The sequence below is a fragment of the Nocardiopsis sp. FIRDI 009 genome (assembly GCF_003386285.1).
In the GTDB taxonomy this organism is placed as follows: domain Bacteria; phylum Actinomycetota; class Actinomycetes; order Streptosporangiales; family Streptosporangiaceae; genus Nocardiopsis.
Genome location: NZ_QPNC01000008.1, coordinates 237664 through 254854, shown reverse-complemented (window position 1 = coordinate 254854; position 17191 = coordinate 237664). Strand labels below are relative to the sequence as shown.

The following is a 17191-nucleotide window of genomic DNA, read 5'->3' as shown; positions in this document are numbered from 1 at the left end:
CGGGCGGTCCCGGCGGTGTCCCCACCAGCGTGGTGCGGGCGCCGCCGGGACCCACGTCCGCCGTCCACTCCCGAAAGGTCAAGCGCGTGTGGCGCTACATCGGCCGCAAACTCGTCATCTACCTGTTGACGTTCGTCATCGCGGTCACCATCAACTGGATGATCCCCCGGTTCATGCCGGGTGACCCCGTACGCAGCATGCTCTCCCGCGCCTCGGTCAGCGACCCCCAGGCCCTGGAGCGCATGAACGCCTACTACAACGAGGTCTTCGGCTTCGACACCCCGCTCCACCAGCAGTACCTCAGCTTCTGGGGCGGACTCCTCCGGGGCGACCTGGGCGTCAGCATCATGCTGTACCCGGAGCCGGTCACCGACGTCATCATGCGGTCCGTCCCCTACACCCTGGCGGTCCTGCTCCCGGCCATCCTGATCAGCTGGGTCGTCGGCAACCGCTTCGGCGCCTTCGCGGCCCGCAGCAAGGTGCTGGACAACACCATCCTCCCGGTGGGCTACGTCCTCACCGCGACGCCGTACATGTGGCTGGCCCTGCTCCTGGCCTGGGCGCTCGGCGTCGTCGCCGGGGTCTTCCCGGTCGCGGGCGGATACAGCTACGCGCTGCGGCCGGAGTTCTCCTGGGTGTTCGTCTCCGACCTGATCAGCCACTGGTTCCTGCCGTTCCTGTCCATGTTCGTCGTGGCGCTCGGCGGGTGGGCGATCGGGATGCGCAACATGATCATCTACGAGCTGGAGGCGGACTACTCCAACTACCTCCAGGCCCTGGGCGCGCCGCGCCGCCTCATCCGCCGCTACGCGTTCCGCAACGCGATGCTGCCGCAGATCACCGGCCTGGCGGTCCAGCTCGGCACGATCATCGCCGGAGCCCTGCTCACCGAGATCGTCTTCAACTACCCCGGCCTGGGCACCCTCATCCTCGACTCCCTGAACAACCGTGACTTCTTCCTCCTGCAAGGAATCTTCCTCTTCGTGGTGGTCGGCGTGCTGATCGCCAACTTCGTCATCGACATCGTCTACGTCCTGATCGACCCCCGCACCCGGGTCCAGATGACGGGAGGTGCGGCATGACCGACGTCGCTGGCGCCCCGGGCGCCGACAGCGCGGCCCCGGCGCCCGAACCGGCAGCCGAACGCCGACGCTCCGAGACCCTGCACTTCGCCCGGCGCAACCCCAAGTTGCTCATCGGGTCGGGCATCGTGCTGACCCTGCTGCTCATCGGCCTCATCGGCCCCTTCTTCATCGACCACGACCCGAACGAGTACGTCGGTCCGCAGAGCCAGCCGCCCAACGGCGAGTACTGGCTGGGCACCACCAGCTTCGGCCAGGACATCTGGGCCCAGTTCGTCCACGGCCTGCGCTCGACCTTCCTCATCGGGGTCTTCGGCGGCGGGGTGGCGTTCGTCATCGGCACCGCCGTCGGCTTCCTCGCCGGGTACAAGGGCGGCTGGGTGGACGAGGTCCTCAACATGATCACGAACGTGGTGCTGGTCCTCCCGGCGCTGGTCGTGCTCATCGTGGCCGTCGCCTACCTCGACGCGCGCGGCGTGCTGGTCCAGGGCGTGTTCATCGGCCTGACCTCCTGGCCCTGGGCGGCGCGCGCGGTCCGCTCCCAGACCCTGTCCCTGGCCACCCGCGACTTCGTGGACCTGGCCCGGCTCAGCGGACGGCGCACCTGGCGGATCATCACCGCCGAGGTCGCCCCGAACATGAGCTCCTACCTGGTGATGACCTTCATCCTGCTCTTCGGCGGCTCCATCCTCATCGCCGCGGGCCTGGACTTCATCGGCCTCGGGCCGACCAACGGCGTGTCCCTGGGCCTGATGCTGGAGAACGCGGTCGCCTGGAGCGCCCTCCAGCTCGGGCTGTGGTGGTGGTTCATCCCGCCGGGGCTCGGCATCACCGTGATCGTCGGGTCGCTGTACATCCTCAACGTCGGGTTGGACGAAGTGTTCAACCCCAAACTGCGGGAGCTGTGATGACTCTGCGCGTGAAGGACCTGAAGGTCTACTACCAGACGCTGCGCGGGGACGTCCACGCCCTCGACGGGGTCTCCTTCGACCTCGCGGACGGCGAGATCATGGGCCTGGCCGGGGAGTCGGGGTGCGGCAAGAGCACCCTGAGCAAGAGCCTGATCCGGCTCGACTCGCGGATGCGCCACGTCGGCGGCACGGTCGAACTGGACGGCGAGAACGTGCCCATCGCCGACGACGAGGCGATGGTCCCGCTCCGGTACCACGAGATCTCCCTCATCCCGCAGTACGCGATGAGCGCGCTCAACCCGACCCGCAAGATCGGGCGGATGATCAACGAACTGCTGCGCTCCCGGGGCGTGCGCCCCGGTGACGTCGCCGACGAGCTGCGCCGCCGCCTGGAGCTGGTCGGGCTCGACCCCGAGGTGCTCGACCGCTTCCCCATCGAGCTGTCCGGCGGCATGAAGCAGCGCGTGGTCATGGTCATCTCCACCCTGCTCAACCCCTCGCTGCTCATCGCCGACGAGGTCACCTCGGCCCTGGACGTGTCCACGCAGCGCTCGGTGGCCGAGTCACTGGTGGAGTTCCGCGACCGCGAGTACGTCCGCAGCATGGTGTTCGTGACCCACGACATCTCGCTGGTGTACCAGATGGCGGACACGATCATGGTGATGTACGCCGGGCGGGTGGCCGAGAAGGCGCCGGCCCGGGCGGTGATCGAGGACCCGCGCCACCCCTACACCCGGATGCTCGTCTCGGCGCTGCCCGAGGTGGGCAGCACGGTCAGCGGCGGGCGGCTGGAGGGCATCCCCGGCACCCCGCCCGGACTCCTGAACCCGCCGCAGGGGTGTCGGTTCAGGGACCGCTGTCCCATGGCCTTCGACCGGTGCGCCGAGCAGCCGCCGCTGGTGGAGATCGAACCCGGCCACTGGGCCGCCTGCTGGAAGACGGGGGAGTGACGGTGAGCGAGACCCTGCTGGAACTCGAACACGTGCACAAGGTGTACCGGACCGGGGCCTTCGGCGGCGGGCGCAAGCGCGCGGTCCGCGACGTCAGCCTGACCGTGCGGGCGGGCGAGGTCGTGTCGCTGATCGGTGAGAGCGGCAGCGGCAAGAGCACCCTCGGCAAGATGGTGCTCGGCCTGTCGCGGCCGACCGAGGGCCGGATCCTGGTGGAGGGCACCGACGTCGCCGGCATCCGCGGGTTCGCCGCGCGCAAGGAGTACTACCGCCGGGTGCAGGGGGTCTTCCAGGACCCGTTCAGCTGCTTCAACCCGATCTTCAAGGCCGACCGGGTCTTCGAGATGGTCCGCGGCTCCTACTTCCCCGAGGTGTCGGACGCCGACTGGCGGGACCGGGTGCTGTCGGCGCTCGGCACCGTGCGCCTGGACCCGGGCAACGTGCTGAACAAGTACCCCCACCAGCTCAGCGGCGGGCAGTTGCAGCGCATGCTCATCGCCCGCGCCCTGCTGCTGGACATCCGGCTCCTGGTGGCCGACGAGATCATCAGCATGCTGGACGCCTCCACCCGGATCGACGTGCTCAACCTCCTGGCCGACCTCAAGGAGCGCGGCCTCGGCATCCTGTTCGTCACCCACGACCTGTCCCTGGGCAACTACGTCAGCGACACCTCGGTGATCCTGCGCAAGGGTGCGATCGCCGAGATGGGGCCGACCACGCGCGTCTTCGACAACCCGCTGCACCCCTACAGCCGCCACCTGCTCTCCTGCGTGCCCCAGCTGCACCGCACGTGGGCGGAGGTCGACGCCGACCTGGCGGCCAACCCGCCGGAGGACGTCACCCTGCCGACCGTGGCCGACGGCGACACCTCGGCGCCTCTCCTGGAGGCGGAGGAGGGGCACTTCGTCGGGATCGACCAGAAGTAGCCGTGCTGATGCGGCCTCGCGGGCTCGGCCGCGGCTCGGGGCGTGGAGAACGGTGTTCTTCGTCGTCGCTCTCGCCCGGCTCGTTCCTCGCCGACGGCTCGGCTTCTCCTGCGGAACCCCGCACGCCCCTCGCATTCACCATCCCACGAACGGAATCGGAGTCCCCATGACCGCCTGGTTCGACCTGCACGACGGGTGGACCCTGACCTGTGTCCCGGCCGGGGGAGGAGCCCCGGCCGCCACGGTCGACGCGCTGCCCGCGACCGTGCCGGGCTGCGTCCACACCGACCTCCTCGACCACGGGGTGATCGACGACCCCCACACGGACGACAACGAGACCCGACTCGGGTGGATCGGCCGTACGGACTGGCGCTACACGCGCTCCCTGGCGCGGGAGGCGGCGGCGCTCGGCCGGTCCGGCGGCGACGGCGGCGGACCGGCCGAGCGCGTGGACCTGGTGTGCGAGGGCCTGGACACCGTCGCCACCGTGCGGGTGGCCGGGCACGAGGTGGGGCGGTCGGAGAACATGCACCGCCCCCACCGGTTCGACGTCACCGAGGCCCTGGCCGCCGGGGGCGGCGAACCGGAGCTGGCCGTGGAGTTCGCCTCCCCGTACCGGTACGCGGAGGCGAACCGGGAACGAATGGGAGCGCTCCCAGCAGCTTATGACGAGCCCTACCAGTACATCCGGAAGATGGCCTGCAACTTCGGCTGGGACTGGGGGCCCACCCTGGTCACCTCCGGGATCTGGCGCCCGATCCGGCTGCACGCCTGGTCGACCGCGCGCCTGGCCGCCGTCCGCCCGCTGGTGAGCGTGGCGGGCGCGGACGGGGGCGGTCCCGTCCGCGGCCGGGTGCGGGTGCACGTCGACCTGGAGCGCACCGCCGCCGGTCGGCGGAGCGCGGTGCAGCTCACCGCCCGCGTCGCGGGCGCCGCCGCCACGGTGACCGCCGCCCCCGGCGAGGACACCGCCGTCCTGGAGCTGGAGGTGGCCGACCCCGACCTGTGGTGGCCGCGCGGCCACGGCGACCAGCCGCTGTACGAGCTGGCCGTGGAGGCGCGTGCCGACGGGAGGGTGTGCGACACGTGGCGCCGTCGCGTCGGCTTCCGCACGGTCGCGGTGGCCGACGAGCCCGACGACCGCGGCACCGGGTTCGCGATCGCGGTGAACGGGCGGCGGATCCTGGTCAGGGGCGCCAACTGGATCCCCGACGACACCTTCCCCTCCCGCGTCGACGGCGCCCGGTACCGGGAGCGGATCGAGCAGGCGTGCGCGGCCGGCGTCAACCTGCTGCGCGTGTGGGGCGGCGGGATCTACGAGTCGGACGACTTCTACCAGGCGTGCTCGGAGCTGGGGGTCCTGGTCTGGCAGGACTTCCTCTTCGCCTGCGCGGCCTACCCGGAGGACGAGCCGATCGCGGCCGAGGTGGCGGCCGAGGCGCGCGACGCGGTCGTGAGGCTGTCCCCGCACGCCAGCCTCGCGGTCTGGTGCGGCAACAACGAGAACCTGTGGGGACACGAGGACTGGGACTGGAAACCGGTCCTGGACGGGCGGCCCTGGGGTGCGGGGTACTACCTCGACGTGCTGCCGCGCGTGGTGGCCGAACTCGACCCGACCCGGCCCTACCTCCCGGGCAGCCCCTACTCGCCGGGGGAGGGGCGCCACCCCAACGACCCCGCCCACGGCGTCATGCACGTCTGGGACGTGTGGAACCAGCTCGACCACACCCGCTACCGCGACCACCGGCCGCGGTTCGTCGCCGAGTTCGGCTACCAGGCGCCGCCGAACCACGCCACACTGCGCGCGGCGGTCTCCGACGACCCGCTGACCCCCGCCTCCCCGGGCGTGGCCCACCACCAGAAGGCCGAGGACGGCGACGCCAAGCTCACCCGGGGCCTGGTCGAGCACTTCGGCGTGCGGGACCCGGACTACGACGACTGGCACTACCTGACCCGGGTGCTCCAGGCCCGTGCGCTGGAGCTGGGGATCGGGCACTTCCGCTCGCTGTGGCCGCACTGCACGGGGACGGTGGTGTGGCAGCTCAACGACTGCTGGCCGGTGACCTCGTGGGCGCTGGTCGACGGCGCGGGACGGCGCAAGCCCGCGTGGTACGCGGTCCGCGGGGCCTACGCCGACCGGGTGGCCACGGTACAGCCGGCCGGGGAGGGACTGTGCGTCGTGCTGGGCAACGACACCGACGAGGAGTGGACGGCGGAGGTGACCGTGGCACGGCGCGGCATCGGGGCGGAGGGCGGGGTCCTCGCCTCGTCCGCGCACCCCGTGCGGGTGGCCCCGCGCGGCTCCCTGCGGGTGCCCGTCCCCGACCACGTGGCCGTGCCGGGGCGGGCCGAGGGGGAGGTGCTCACCGTCGACGGAGCGGGGGAGCGCGCGTGGTGGTTCTTCGCCCGGGACCGGGATCTCGACTACGAAAAACCGGAATTCGACGCCCGAACACGTGTGGACGGTGGGGATCTGCGGGTATGGATACGGGCTCGCGCGCTGTTGCGGGACCTGGTCGTCGAGACCGACCGCCTCGATCCGTCGGCCGCGGCGGACAGCGCCCCGGTGACCCTGCTGCCGGGGGAGGAGCACACGTTCGTGATCACGGGCGGTGCCCGCCTGGACCCGGACGCGGTGCTCACCGCACCCGTCCTGAGGTGCGTCAACGACGTTCTAGCGGCCTCGGGGTGAGCGGGGGGTGACGTTTCGGTGACCGGAGCGGCGGCCGTGCGCCCTGAGCTGCTGGGGAGCGGTTATTCCCCCGGGCTCCGTGCGAGTCGCCACACCGAAATCCCCCACGAGCTGGTCCGGCTGTGATACGTTCGTAGTGATTGTTAGTCGTTGAATTTCGCAGTTGGTGTATGCCCGCGGAGTTTGTGACCGGCGGGCGGTTTCTCGTGGATCGGCTCGCGGCAATTGCTCGGACGTGTGTGTAAGCGTCCGTGCACAGCGAGCTGAAGGAGAGAACATGGCTCAGGGCACTGCTGTTCAGGGTACTGTGAAGTGGTTCAACGGCGAGAAGGGCTTCGGCTTCATCTCCCCCGACAACGGTGGGCCGGACGCGTTCGTCCACTACAGCGCGATCGTGGGTTCGGGCTTCCGTAACCTCGAGGAGAACCAGCGCGTAGAGTTCGAGATCGTCGCCGGCACCCGCGGCCCGCAGGCCGAGAACGTTGTCGCGATCTAAGCAACAGCGCCACAGTACGCCCCCGGAGGTTCCGCCCTCCGGGGGCGTTCTCGTGTGCCCGGACCGAACGGCCGACCGGTCCTCGGGCAGCGCCGGGCGCCGGTGGACCGGGGGGTTCGCCCAGACGCCCGTCGGCGTCGGCGGCGCCTTCGCCGGGCGGCGGTGGGAGCGGCGCGGCCCGGCGGCCGGGGCGTGGACCCGGCCACCGGGCCGCTGGGGAACCGGCCGCCCCTCCAGGGAGTGCGGGACGGCCGGAGGCGGGGTCAGCCCTGCCGGAGCAGGGACTCGGCGCGCTGGCGCACCTCGGGGGTGTCCAGTCCGCGCACGGTGACGGTGGTGCGGCGGCGCAGCACGTCGTCGACGGTGACCGCCCACTCGCGGTCGCGGGCGAAGACCACCTGGGCCCAGATGTCGGGGCCGTCGGGGTGGATGCGCTCGCCCAGCTCGGGCTGGTCGCGCACCAGGCCGGCGATGTCCATCGCCAGGCTCCCGTAGTGCGAGGCCAGATGCCGCGCGACCAACGGGTCCAGGCGCGCGCCCGGATCGCGGTCGATGATGATCCGGTGCGTGACCGCCTCGGGGCTGGCCAGGCCGGGCAGCGGCACCGTCTTGAGCGGGTCGGCCATGTCCTCGGCCAGCGGCACGGCCGAGACCTTGCGCAGCTCGTCCAGGATCGTGCGGCCGATGTGCCGGTAGGTGGTCCACTTGCCGCCCGCCACCGACAGCATCCCGCCGCGGCCCTGGGTGACCACGGTCTCCCGCTTGGCGGCGCTCGTGTCCCCGGGGCCGCCGGGCAGGACCCGCAGGCCCGCGAACGAGTAGGTGATGTTGTCCGGGTTGAGGTAGGGGGCGTCGATGCCCAGCGCGGCCTCGCTGAGGATCTGGTCGACGTCACCGGGGACCACGCCCACCTCGGCGGGGTCGCCGGTGAACTCCTCGTCCGTGGTGCCCAGCAGCAGGCGGCCCTCCCACGGGATGGCGAAGGAGACGCGGTACTTGTCGACGGGGATGGTCAGCGCGGCGCGCCACGGCTCCGGCGTCTTCAGGACCAGGTGGGCGCCCTTGGACAGCCGCACGCTGGGCGCGACGCCGGGCTGCTCCATCCGGCGCAGGTGGTCGACCCACGGACCGGTGGCGTTGAGCACCAGCCGCGCGTCGATGCCGAACTCCTCGCCGCCGACCCGGTCGCGCAGGTCGGCGCCGGTCACCCGGCCGCGCGTGGTGCGCAGTCCCACCACCTCGGCGTGGTTGAGCACGACCGCGCCCGCGTCCACGGCGGCGCGGACGGTCATGATCGCCATGCGGCTGTCGTTCATCTGGTGGTCGCTGTAGGCGGCCACCGACTTCAGGCCCCGGGTGCGCAGGCCGGGGGCCACCCGCTTGGCCTGGCTGGGGGACAGCAGGCGGCCCATGCCGTCGCCGAACGCCGACAGCGCCGAGTACAGGAACACGCCCGCGCCCATCTTCGCGGCCCCGTGGGGGCCGCCGGAGTAGATGGGCACGAGGAACGGCATGTGGTTGACCAGGTGCGGGGCCACGTCGGAGGCGAGGGAGCGGCGCTCCTTGTGGTTCTCCGCGACCAGCCGCACGTTGCCGGTCTGCAGGTACCGGAGACCGCCGTGCACGAGCTTGGAGGAGGCGCTGGAGGTGGCTCCGGCGAAGTCGCCCGCGTCGACCATCGCGACGCGCAGACCGGCCTGGGTGGCGGTCCAGGCGGCGGACGTGCCCAGGATGCCGCCGCCGATCACGAGGAGGTCGAACGTGCCCCGGGCGAGTTCCTCGCGCGTGTGGGCGCGGGAGGAGGCGATGTCGTGTTGCTGGGTTCTGGCGGTCATGGCTGGTGCTCCGTCCGTTCGGGAGGGATGGCGGGTGCCGCGCCTGTACCTGAACGGGCTCTGACGTTTCAGGCAGGTGTCCTGTGCATAATACGACAATGCCGAACGATGGTGAAGATACCCCTGCTTCTTACCAGCGAGTACGGATGAGATCGGGCGTCGCTGCGGGAGGAATCGCGAAAGATCGTCTCCCTCAATAATCAGGCATGTTCATAGAGTCACAAGCGTTCGGTATTGTCGAACGACGTAGAGGCGCCGGGTTCCGTCGGGGTCGTGCGTCCCGACCGACGGGTCGTGGCGGTGTCTCCGCCGGGAAGGGCGCCCCCACGACGCGAGGAGCCGGGTACCGCCCCCGTGGCGGTACCCGGCTCCCCTCGCGTCCGGGACGGGCGTCAGCCGCCGAACCCGGTCAGCTTCCAGATCCAGCCGCCGATGACGCCGCCGACGATCGGGGCGACGACCGGGATCCAGGCGTAGCCCCAGTCCGAGGAGCCCTTGCCCGGGATCGGCAGCAGCGCGTGCGCGATGCGCGGGCCCAGGTCACGGGCGGGGTTGATCGCGTACCCGGTCGGGCCGCCCAGGGACAGACCGATCGCGAACACGAGCAGACCGACCAGCAGCGGGGCCAGACCCGTGGAGAACAGGGCGGACAGGTCCACCCCGCCCGTGGAGACGTGCCCGGAGTTGGCGCCGATGCCGAGGATGCCCAGGACCAGCATCGCGGTGCCGACGACCTCGGTGACGAAGTTGGCGACCGGCTTGCGCACGGCCGGGGCCGTGCTGAAGACCGCGAGCTTGGCGTCGGGGTCGTCGGTCGGCGCCCAGTGCGCGTGGTAGACGAGGTACACCAGCACCGCACCGGTGAAGGCGCCCGCCATCTGGGCGGCGATGTACCCGGGCACCAGGGACCACGAGAAGTCCCCGATACTCGCCAGCGCGATGGTGACCGCCGGGTTGATGTGGGCGCCGCTCGTGGTGCCCGTGACGTAGACGGCCATCGCGACCGCCATGCCCCAGCCGAACGTGATGACGATCCAGCCGGCGTTGTTGGACTTGGACTTGGCCAACACCACACCGGCGACGACACCGCCACCGAGAAGGATCAGGATCGCCGTGCCGACGAACTCTGCCAGATAAACCATGAGGACCTCCGCCCCGAAAGGGGCATGCGGGGTGCGGGAGGTCCGTCGCTCCGCGTCGGGGGGCGCGGGAGCGGGGCGACGTTGGACACACCCGTCACGTGATGGGGATGCGCGGGGCACACGAGGTGCCCCCGGTGCCGCTCCCAGGGGGTCCTCGGCGGTCGCCGCGGACCCCCGGAGCGGTCGTCAGAGGGGTGGTGCGCTACTGCCCGTCCGGGTGCTCGACCCAGCCGAGCGTGCGCTCCACGGCCTTGTTCCAGTTGCGGTACTCGCGCTCGCGGACCTCGGAGTCCATCTTCGGGGTCCACTCGGCCGCCTTGTGCCAGTTCGCGCGCAGGGTCTCCACGTCCGGCCAGTAGCCGACGGCCAGACCGGCGGCGTAGGCCGCGCCCAGGCACGTGGTCTCGGCGACCATCGGGCGCACGACCTCGGCGTCGAGGACGTCCGACAGGATCTGCATGAGCAGGTTGTCGGCGGTCATCCCGCCGTCGACCTTGAGCGTGGTCAGGTCGATCTGGGAGTCGGCGTTCATCGCGTCGACGACCTCGCGCGTCTGCCAGGCGGACGCCTCCAGGACGGCGCGGGCGATGTGGCCCTTGTTGACGTATCCGGTCAGACCGGCGACGACACCGCGGGCGTCGCTGCGCCAGTGCGGGGCGAACAGGCCGGAGAAGGCGGGCACGATGTAGCAGCCGCCGTTGTCCTCGACCGTGCGCGCGAGCGTCTCGATCTCCGGTGCGGTGGAGATGAGGCCCAGGTTGTCGCGCAGCCACTGCACGAGCGAACCGGTGACCGCGATCGAGCCCTCCAGGGCGTACACCGCGGGCTCGTCGCCCAGCTTGTAGCCGAGCGTGGTGAGCAGCCCGTTGTTGGAGGTGACCGGCTCGGTGCCGGTGTTCATGACCAGGAAGGTCCCGGTGCCGTAGGTGCCCTTGACGTCGCCCGGGTCGAAGCAGGTCTGGCCGAACAGGGCGGCGTGCTGGTCGCCGAGGGAGGAGGCGACCGGCGTCCCGGCGAGGTAGCCGCGGGCGGTGCCGTAGACCTCGGAGGAGGAGCGGATCTCGGGGAGGATGGCGGCGGGGATGCCCATCGCGTCCAGGATCTCGGGGTCCCACTCCAGCGTGTGGAGGTTCATCAGCATGGTGCGGCTGGCGTTGGTCACGTCGGTGACGTGGTGGCCGGTCAGCTTCCAGATCAGCCAGGTGTCCATGGTGCCGAACAGCACCTCGCCGCGCTCGGCGCGCTCGCGCAGGCCCTCGACGTTGTCGAGCAGCCAGCGGAGCTTGGGGCCGGAGAAGTAGGTGGCCAGGGGCAGGCCGCACTTCTCGCGGAAGCGGTCCTGGCCGCCCGCGTTGCCCAGTTCGCGGACGATGTCGTTGGTGCGGGTGTCCTGCCAGACGATGGCGTTGTGGACCGGTTTTCCGGTCTCGCGGTCCCACACGACGGTGGTCTCACGCTGGTTGGTGATGCCGATCGCGGCGACCTGGTCCGGGGTGATGTCGCTCTTCTGGAGGGCCTGCTGGACGACGACCTCGACGTTGGTCCAGATCTCCTCGGCGTCGTGCTCGACCCAGCCCGGCTGGGGGAAGATCTGTCGGTGCTCGCGCTGGTCGACCGAGACGATCCGCCCGTCCCGGTCGAAGAGGATGCAGCGGCTCGACGTGGTGCCCTGGTCGATCGCGGCGACGTACTGCTGACTCATCGGGTTGTTCGCCTTCCGGTGGACGGCTGCGGGTGGGAAGCCGGGATGGGTGTCGAACGGGTGAAGTCGGTATGGACCGAACGGCGTACGACATTGACGTATGAAGTACGCGTCAGTTTCATCCGTCTTTCCTTCCCATGTCAAGACGGTGTGACGCAATCGTGTCGCGTGGATCACATGTTGCGGAGAGTGATCGTCGATGGGTTCACGTGAACTGTGCCAGGAGCGCTACCCGGGTGGAACGCACCACTCCGACCAGCGGTTTCGGGGGCCGGGGAAACCTGGGCGGGGCGGCGCGGGCGGGGTGGGAGCCCCCGGTTTCCAGTCAACCTGGCGGAGGGTGCCCGCGGTACCCCCGACCGCCGACCTGTGGACGACCGGCCGCCCCGCGGGCGACGGGGGCCTGGCGCGGCCGGAGCGGAGAGGGCGCCGCCTAGTAGGGGGAGGCGCCCAGGTCGCGGGAGATGGCGCGGGCGGCGTCGCGGACGTAGGAGACCTGCTCCATGTCCGGCTTGCCGTCGTCCGAGGCCAGGCGCTCCACGGCGCCGCGTACCCCGATCCCGCCCACGGTGACGCCGCGGCGGTCCCGGATCGGGGCCGCGATCGACACCTCGCCCTCGACCAGTTCCTCGGCCTCCCAGGCCCAGCCGTTGTCGCGCACCTCCACGAGCTGCTCCTCCAGCGCCACGGGGGAGACCACGGTGTGCCGGGTGAAGGCGGGCAGCGACACGGCGCCCTCGCTCTCGGAGGCGGGGGTGTCCTCCTCGGGGATGGCCAGGGGGTCGAAGGCCATCAGGACCTTGCCGATCGCGGTCGCGTGCAGGGGCAGCAGGTCGCCCACGTCGAGCGTCTGCCGGGTCGAGTCCGGGCGGAAGACGTGGTGCACCACCAGAACCTGGCTCTTGTGCAGGGTGCCGATGCGCACGCTCTCGCCGCTGCGGGAGGCGAGGGTGTCCGCCCAGTTCAGCGCCCGGGTGCGTAGTTCGTTGCCGTCCAGGTAGCGAGTGCCCAGGCTCAGCATGCCGCCGCCCAGGCGGTAGCGCCCCGACTCGGGGTCCTGCTCGACGAAGCCGACGTGCTGGAGCGTGCGCAGGATGCCCAGCGCGGTCCCCTTGGGCAGTTCGAGCGACCGCGAGATCTCCGCCAGGCTCAGCCCCCGGGCGCCGCTGGCCAGGAGCCGGAGGATGGCGGCGGCGCGTTCGATCGACTGGATTCTTCCCGGCATGGGGGTGCAACCACTCTCTAGTACGACAATGTCATACGCGAAATGCTACTACGCGATGTGACGCGTCACACCTCGTCTCGGCTCGGCTCCGCGTGCGGTCGGGCAAGTGTAGCCCTGGACCCCTTCTCTGACCTGCGGGGGAGGGAAGGATCACAGCTCCCGGGCGGCCTTGGCGATCGCCTCCGCGGCCTCGTCGACGTCGCCGTCGGTGATGTCCAGGTGCACGACGAGCCGGATGAGCGAGGGGCCGATCGCCAGGGCGGCCACACCGTGCCCGGCCACCAGCCCGACCAGGCGGGCGGCGGCCCCCTCCGGCGTCCCCAACAGCACCACGTTGGTCCTGGCCTGGGCCGACAGCCCCGGGACCGACCCGATCCGTTCGGCGAGCAGCTCGGCGCGCGTATGGTCCTGCGGGATCCGCTCCCGGTGGTGGCGCAGCGCGTGCAGGGCGCCCGCCGCGATGATCCCGGCCTGCCGCATCCCGGCGCCCAGGAGTTTGCGGGCCCGCCGGGCGCGGCGGACGGTCGCGGTGTCGCCGGCCATCGCCGAACCCACCGGTGCGCCCAACCCCTTGGAGAAGCACACCGACACCGTGTCGAAGCCCGCCGCGACCTCGGCGGGCGCCACGTCCAGGGCGGCCGCCGCGTTCCACAGCCGGGCCCCGTCCAGGTGCGCGCGCATGCCGTGGCCGTGGGCGAACGCGACCACCCGCCGCTGCTCGGCCAGCGGCACGACCTGGCCGGTGAAGGTGTTCTCCAGCCACAGCAGCGCCGGTTCGGCGCGGTGCGCGTCGTCCTCCCGCGCCCCCCGCGCCCAGTCGGCCAGGACGTCGTCGGCCGGGAAGGGGGCGCCGGAGTACAGGCGCGGCTGCACCCGGGACAGGACCGCCGCGGCGCCCTGCTCGGAGCCGATGAGGTGGTGGTGCTCGTGCGCCCACACCTCCTCGCCGCTGCGCGTGGACACGTACAGCGCGATCTGGTTCGCCATGTGCCCGGAGGGCACGTAGACCGCGGCCTCCTTCCCCAGCAGGGCGGCGGTCTCCTCCTCCAGGGCCCGCACGGTCGGGTCCTCGCCGTACACGTCGTCACCGACCTCGGCCTCGGCGATGGCGCGGCGCATGGCCGCCGTGGGGCGGGTCACCGTGTCGGAGCGCAGGTCGATCATCGAAGGTTCCTTCCGCTGGACGCGGAACCGACGATACTGCCCGCGCCCCGGACGGCTCCGGGCCGCGTCAGTCCTCCCCGAGCCGCTCCAGCGCCCGGGAGAGCAGCCGGAGTGACTCCAGGGCGCGTCTGGTCTCCTCCTCTCCCAGTTCGTCCACCAGCGCCGCGGCGACCCGGGCGTGGTCCGGGCGGATGCGGCGCATCGCCGTCCGGCCCTCCTCGGTGAGGGCCAGCAGCTTGGCCCGGCTGTGCTCCGGGTTCGGCCGGTACTCGGCCAGCCCCTGGTCCACCAGCAGGTCCGCCATGCGCTGCACGCTCTGCCGCGAGACGCCGAACCTGCGGGCGACCGCGGACACCGTCCGGGGCTCGTCGGCCACCGCGCCCAGCACCTGCCACCGGGCGGCCGTCAGCCCCGCCGGCCGGGCCAGCTCCTCGGCCACCGACATGAGCTGCCCGTTGAGGCGGAACACGGTGAGCGCGGTCCCCGACAGCAGGTCGGAGGGGCGTTCGTCGGGCGCGGACGGGGTCATGGGCGGGACGCCTCGGCCAGGACGGCGAAGGCCTCCGGGTCGTGCCGGGCGAAGAGCCGGTACCAGGCGTCCAGCACACGCGGGGAGTACAGGTCGAGCGCGGCGAAGATCTCGCGCGCGAACTCGATCGGAGCGGTCGGACCGGCGGTGATGAGGTCCCCGTCGGTCACGGCCAGCTCGGACCGGTAGTGGGAGATCCCCGCGTAACCGGTGGCCAGCAGGTACTCGGGGGCCGCGCTGGTGTGGGCGCGGTCGTCGAGCAGCCCCTCGCGGGCCAGCCCGGCCGTGGCCCCGCAGATCGCGGCGACCGGGACCCCGGCGTCGAGGAAGATCCCGGCGGCGGAGGCGAAGGGGGACAGCGACTCGGGGTCGGCGTCCCAGCCGTCCGCTCCGGGGAGGACCAGCATCGAGCTCTCGGACGGTTTGAGCTGGTGGAGCGCGACGTCGGGCAGGACGCTGAGCCCGCCCATCGTGGTGACGGGCGCGCCGGTGAGGCCGACCGTGACCACGTCGTACCGGCCGGGGCGGCGCTGCGCGTGGCCGTTGCGGATGTGTGCGATGGCGTGCCCGATCTCCCAGTCCGCCATCTGGTCGTAGACGGCGAGGTGGACGGTGCGATTGAGTGGTGCGTTCATGACAGCATCCTGTCATCATGACAACATGTTGTCAATGAAGCACGGGAGGCTGTCCGAGAGGAGTGGCGGGGTGGTGTGTCCGGCCATCCACGCCGTGATGACACGGTAGGGAACTCGTGTCGGGCGTGTGGGTGAAATGGCGCAGAAAAGGTCTGATGTTCCTTTTCGGGCAGTCCGCAAACGCATAACCCTCACGAATAAAAAGGTGAGGGGTCGAGAACCGGGCCGTCACGGCGTTGGCCACGGAGGACATGGCCCGCGTGCCCGGTGGTACGCAGTGGTATGCCAGGGGCCGTGGAGCCCCTGGCTCCTACTCGAGGGAACTACTTCGTCTTCTGTCGAACGGCGGCGAGGAAGGCGCGCCACTCGGACGAGTCGCCGAACGAGATGTGTCCCAGCTGCCGGTTCTGGGTGTCGCGGACAGCAGCTCCAGCGGGCAGGTCAGCGACCTCGACGCAGTTATCACCCCTGCCGCTGTAGCTGGACTTACGGAAGGTCGGGTTCATGGAGAGGTGCATGGTCGCCTTCCTGCCCCGCTTGGACCTTCACAATGGCGTGCTGAGATCAACTGTCCTTATCCGGAGAGAACCGCCGGTCTACTGGCACGCCCTTATGTTGGCGGGTACCGTGGGTCACGGATGAATGCAGAGGAGGCCCCGACCGTCGCGGTCGGGGCCTTCTTGCTTCCAGGGGACCTAAGTCCTGTCGTAGCAGGCGGAGGTCAGGAAAGCGTGCCACTCGGCTGAGGGCAGCTCCAGATGGCCAAGCTCACGATGCTTGGTGTCGCGCATGGCCATCCCACTAGGCATGTCTGCGACCTCCACACACTCTTGTGCGGTGCTGCTGTAGCTGGACTTGCGGAAGTGCAGGTCGTCTGCGGATGAGTGCATAGGTGGTCTTCCTAGAGGTCGGCAAGCATCTTCTTCATCATTCGGATGGACTCCAGCTGCGATCTGGCTGTCACCTGGAGGTGGTCGAACACATGGCGATACTCCGCCACCTCGGCCTCCTCCTCCAGGAACAGGCCCTCAGTACGGGTCTCCAGATAGACCAGTGGAGCGTCCATCTCGTCTGGGAAATCGAGCAGCACGAACGGCCCGCTGAGGCCAGGGTGCAGTCCTGCGGAGAACGGGAGCACCTGGATGGTGATGGCGTTGTCAGGATCCTCGGCTTGGGTGATGAGATGCCGAAGCTGGTCCTGGGCGATGCCCTCTGCTGCGGGGAGCCGATGGAGAGTTGACTCGTCGATCACAGCCCAGATCGTCGGCGGGTGCTCACCATGCAGTATTTCTTGGCGGGCCAGCCGCGCTTCGACAATGCGGTCTACCTCGTCGGCAGGCCGTGCAAGGGCTGCTCGTGCCGATGCGGCAGCGTAGCGCTCAGTCTGGAGCAGACCAGGGATCACGATGGGCTGGTAGGTCGAGATGACGGACGCTTCGGACTCGAATCCCACGAACGAGGATCCGCCGAACACATCCTTGAACTTGGCCCACCAGCCCTTCGTTCGGGACTGGCGAGCCAACTCCAGGATCGCCTCCCGAGTGGCGTCATCCCTGACCTCGAAGTAGTCCAGGAGTTGGCGGATGTTGCCGAGGTCAGGACGCGTCCACTTGTTGCCCTCCATGTGGGCCAAACGACCGCGTGACCATTCCAGGGCTGCGGTGACCTCCTCCAGCGTCTTCCCGTGCTCGTGCCTGAGGTGGCGGAGCACCGCAGACAGACGGCGTCGACGAACGGTGGGGCTGTATTTCCTGCTCATCTGCCTCTCCCCGTGAGGGTGGTCGTGCCGATCGTATGGCGAACTTCTCATCAGGGCATCTTTCGGAATCCTGTGATCGGATTCTCTTGATTGCCTTGCAAAGATTAGATTCCTAAGTTCATCATAGAAGCGCATTCGCCCCG

The 17191-nt window shown here is 70.4% G+C and carries 16 protein-coding genes; 6 read left to right on the top strand and 10 right to left on the bottom strand.

Going from position 1 to position 17191, the window contains the following annotated elements:
- Positions 1-86 precede the first annotated feature (86 nt).
- The 6 genes from DVR05_RS06210 (at position 87) to DVR05_RS06185 (ending at position 7057) form a co-directional block, all read left to right on the top strand.
- Entirely contained in the window at positions 87-1082 is a 996-nt protein-coding gene (locus DVR05_RS06210; protein WP_116244945.1) for an ABC transporter permease, read from the top strand.
- Positions 1079-1990, top strand: coding sequence for an ABC transporter permease (locus DVR05_RS06205; protein ID WP_116244836.1), 912 nt, complete (start codon positions 1079-1081; stop codon positions 1988-1990). The genes DVR05_RS06210 and DVR05_RS06205 overlap by 4 nt, the downstream gene beginning before the upstream one ends.
- Complete coding sequence (locus DVR05_RS06200) at positions 1990-2943, top strand: ABC transporter ATP-binding protein (protein ID WP_116244835.1); 954 nt, start codon at positions 1990-1992, stop codon at positions 2941-2943. Before DVR05_RS06205 ends, DVR05_RS06200 begins: the two co-directional genes overlap by 1 nt.
- 14 nt (positions 2944-2957) lie before the next feature.
- Positions 2958-3869: an ABC transporter ATP-binding protein gene (locus DVR05_RS06195; RefSeq protein WP_116244944.1), complete on the top strand. Its 912-nt coding sequence runs from the start codon at positions 2958-2960 to the stop codon at positions 3867-3869.
- A 166-nt stretch (positions 3870-4035) separates the two neighbouring features.
- Positions 4036-6561: a glycoside hydrolase family 2 protein gene (locus DVR05_RS06190; RefSeq protein WP_116244834.1), complete on the top strand. Its 2526-nt coding sequence runs from the start codon at positions 4036-4038 to the stop codon at positions 6559-6561.
- Positions 6562-6838: 277 nt separating this feature from the next.
- Entirely contained in the window at positions 6839-7057 is a 219-nt protein-coding gene (locus DVR05_RS06185; protein WP_116244833.1) for a cold-shock protein, read from the top strand.
- A 263-nt stretch (positions 7058-7320) separates the two neighbouring features.
- Here DVR05_RS06185 and DVR05_RS06180 read toward each other — a convergent pair whose 3' ends face one another.
- From DVR05_RS06180 to DVR05_RS06135, 10 genes are all read right to left on the bottom strand, one after another.
- Complete coding sequence (locus DVR05_RS06180) at positions 7321-8892, bottom strand: glycerol-3-phosphate dehydrogenase/oxidase (RefSeq protein ID WP_116244832.1); 1572 nt, start codon at positions 8890-8892, stop codon at positions 7321-7323.
- 392 nt (positions 8893-9284) lie between these two features.
- Positions 9285-10034, bottom strand: coding sequence for an MIP/aquaporin family protein (locus DVR05_RS06175; RefSeq protein WP_116244831.1), 750 nt, complete (start codon positions 10032-10034; stop codon positions 9285-9287).
- 202 nt (positions 10035-10236) lie between these two features.
- A complete protein-coding gene (glpK, locus tag DVR05_RS06170; protein WP_116244830.1) occupies positions 10237-11736 on the bottom strand; it encodes a glycerol kinase GlpK in 1500 nt (499 codons plus the stop codon).
- A 433-nt stretch (positions 11737-12169) separates the two neighbouring features.
- Positions 12170-12961, bottom strand: a complete 792-nt coding sequence (locus DVR05_RS06165) for an IclR family transcriptional regulator (RefSeq protein ID WP_116244829.1) — start codon at positions 12959-12961, stop codon at positions 12170-12172.
- Positions 12962-13111: 150 nt separating this feature from the next.
- Positions 13112-14125, bottom strand: a complete 1014-nt coding sequence (locus DVR05_RS06160) for a low specificity L-threonine aldolase (RefSeq protein WP_116244828.1) — start codon at positions 14123-14125, stop codon at positions 13112-13114.
- A 67-nt stretch (positions 14126-14192) separates the two neighbouring features.
- Positions 14193-14654: a MarR family winged helix-turn-helix transcriptional regulator gene (locus DVR05_RS06155; protein ID WP_116244827.1), complete on the bottom strand. Its 462-nt coding sequence runs from the start codon at positions 14652-14654 to the stop codon at positions 14193-14195.
- Entirely contained in the window at positions 14651-15289 is a 639-nt protein-coding gene (locus DVR05_RS06150; protein ID WP_116244826.1) for a type 1 glutamine amidotransferase family protein, read from the bottom strand. Before DVR05_RS06150 ends, DVR05_RS06155 begins: the two co-directional genes overlap by 4 nt.
- A 323-nt stretch (positions 15290-15612) precedes the next feature.
- The gene (locus DVR05_RS06145; RefSeq protein WP_232832010.1) at positions 15613-15807 is read right to left on the bottom strand and encodes a DUF397 domain-containing protein; all 195 of its coding nucleotides are present in this window, start codon (positions 15805-15807) and stop codon (positions 15613-15615) included.
- A 177-nt stretch (positions 15808-15984) separates the two neighbouring features.
- The gene (locus DVR05_RS06140; protein WP_116244825.1) at positions 15985-16179 is read right to left on the bottom strand and encodes a DUF397 domain-containing protein; all 195 of its coding nucleotides are present in this window, start codon (positions 16177-16179) and stop codon (positions 15985-15987) included.
- 11 nt (positions 16180-16190) lie between these two features.
- Positions 16191-17048, bottom strand: coding sequence for a helix-turn-helix transcriptional regulator (locus DVR05_RS06135; RefSeq protein WP_116244824.1), 858 nt, complete (start codon positions 17046-17048; stop codon positions 16191-16193).
- Positions 17049-17191 lie beyond the last annotated feature (143 nt).

Bases quoted from the DNA above. Each gene is read 5' to 3' on its own strand.
- DVR05_RS06160 (WP_116244828.1), bottom strand. From the start codon at position 14,125: ATGATCGACCTGCGCTCCGACACGGTGACCCGCCCCACGGCGGCCATG.
- DVR05_RS06150 (WP_116244826.1), bottom strand. From the start codon at position 15,289: ATGAACGCACCACTCAATCGCACCGTCCACCTCGCCGTCTACGACCAG.
- DVR05_RS06135 (WP_116244824.1), bottom strand. From the start codon at position 17,048: ATGAGCAGGAAATACAGCCCCACCGTTCGTCGACGCCGTCTGTCTGCG.
- DVR05_RS06165 (WP_116244829.1), bottom strand. From the start codon at position 12,961: ATGCCGGGAAGAATCCAGTCGATCGAACGCGCCGCCGCCATCCTCCGG.
- DVR05_RS06200 (WP_116244835.1), top strand. From the start codon at position 1,990: ATGACTCTGCGCGTGAAGGACCTGAAGGTCTACTACCAGACGCTGCGC.
- DVR05_RS06185 (WP_116244833.1), top strand. From the start codon at position 6,839: ATGGCTCAGGGCACTGCTGTTCAGGGTACTGTGAAGTGGTTCAACGGC.
- DVR05_RS06205 (WP_116244836.1), top strand. From the start codon at position 1,079: ATGACCGACGTCGCTGGCGCCCCGGGCGCCGACAGCGCGGCCCCGGCG.
- DVR05_RS06155 (WP_116244827.1), bottom strand. From the start codon at position 14,654: ATGACCCCGTCCGCGCCCGACGAACGCCCCTCCGACCTGCTGTCGGGG.
- DVR05_RS06175 (WP_116244831.1), bottom strand. From the start codon at position 10,034: ATGGTTTATCTGGCAGAGTTCGTCGGCACGGCGATCCTGATCCTTCTC.
- DVR05_RS06145 (WP_232832010.1), bottom strand. From the start codon at position 15,807: ATGCACCTCTCCATGAACCCGACCTTCCGTAAGTCCAGCTACAGCGGC.
- glpK (WP_116244830.1), bottom strand. From the start codon at position 11,736: ATGAGTCAGCAGTACGTCGCCGCGATCGACCAGGGCACCACGTCGAGC.
- DVR05_RS06140 (WP_116244825.1), bottom strand. From the start codon at position 16,179: ATGCACTCATCCGCAGACGACCTGCACTTCCGCAAGTCCAGCTACAGC.
- DVR05_RS06180 (WP_116244832.1), bottom strand. From the start codon at position 8,892: ATGACCGCCAGAACCCAGCAACACGACATCGCCTCCTCCCGCGCCCAC.
- DVR05_RS06190 (WP_116244834.1), top strand. From the start codon at position 4,036: ATGACCGCCTGGTTCGACCTGCACGACGGGTGGACCCTGACCTGTGTC.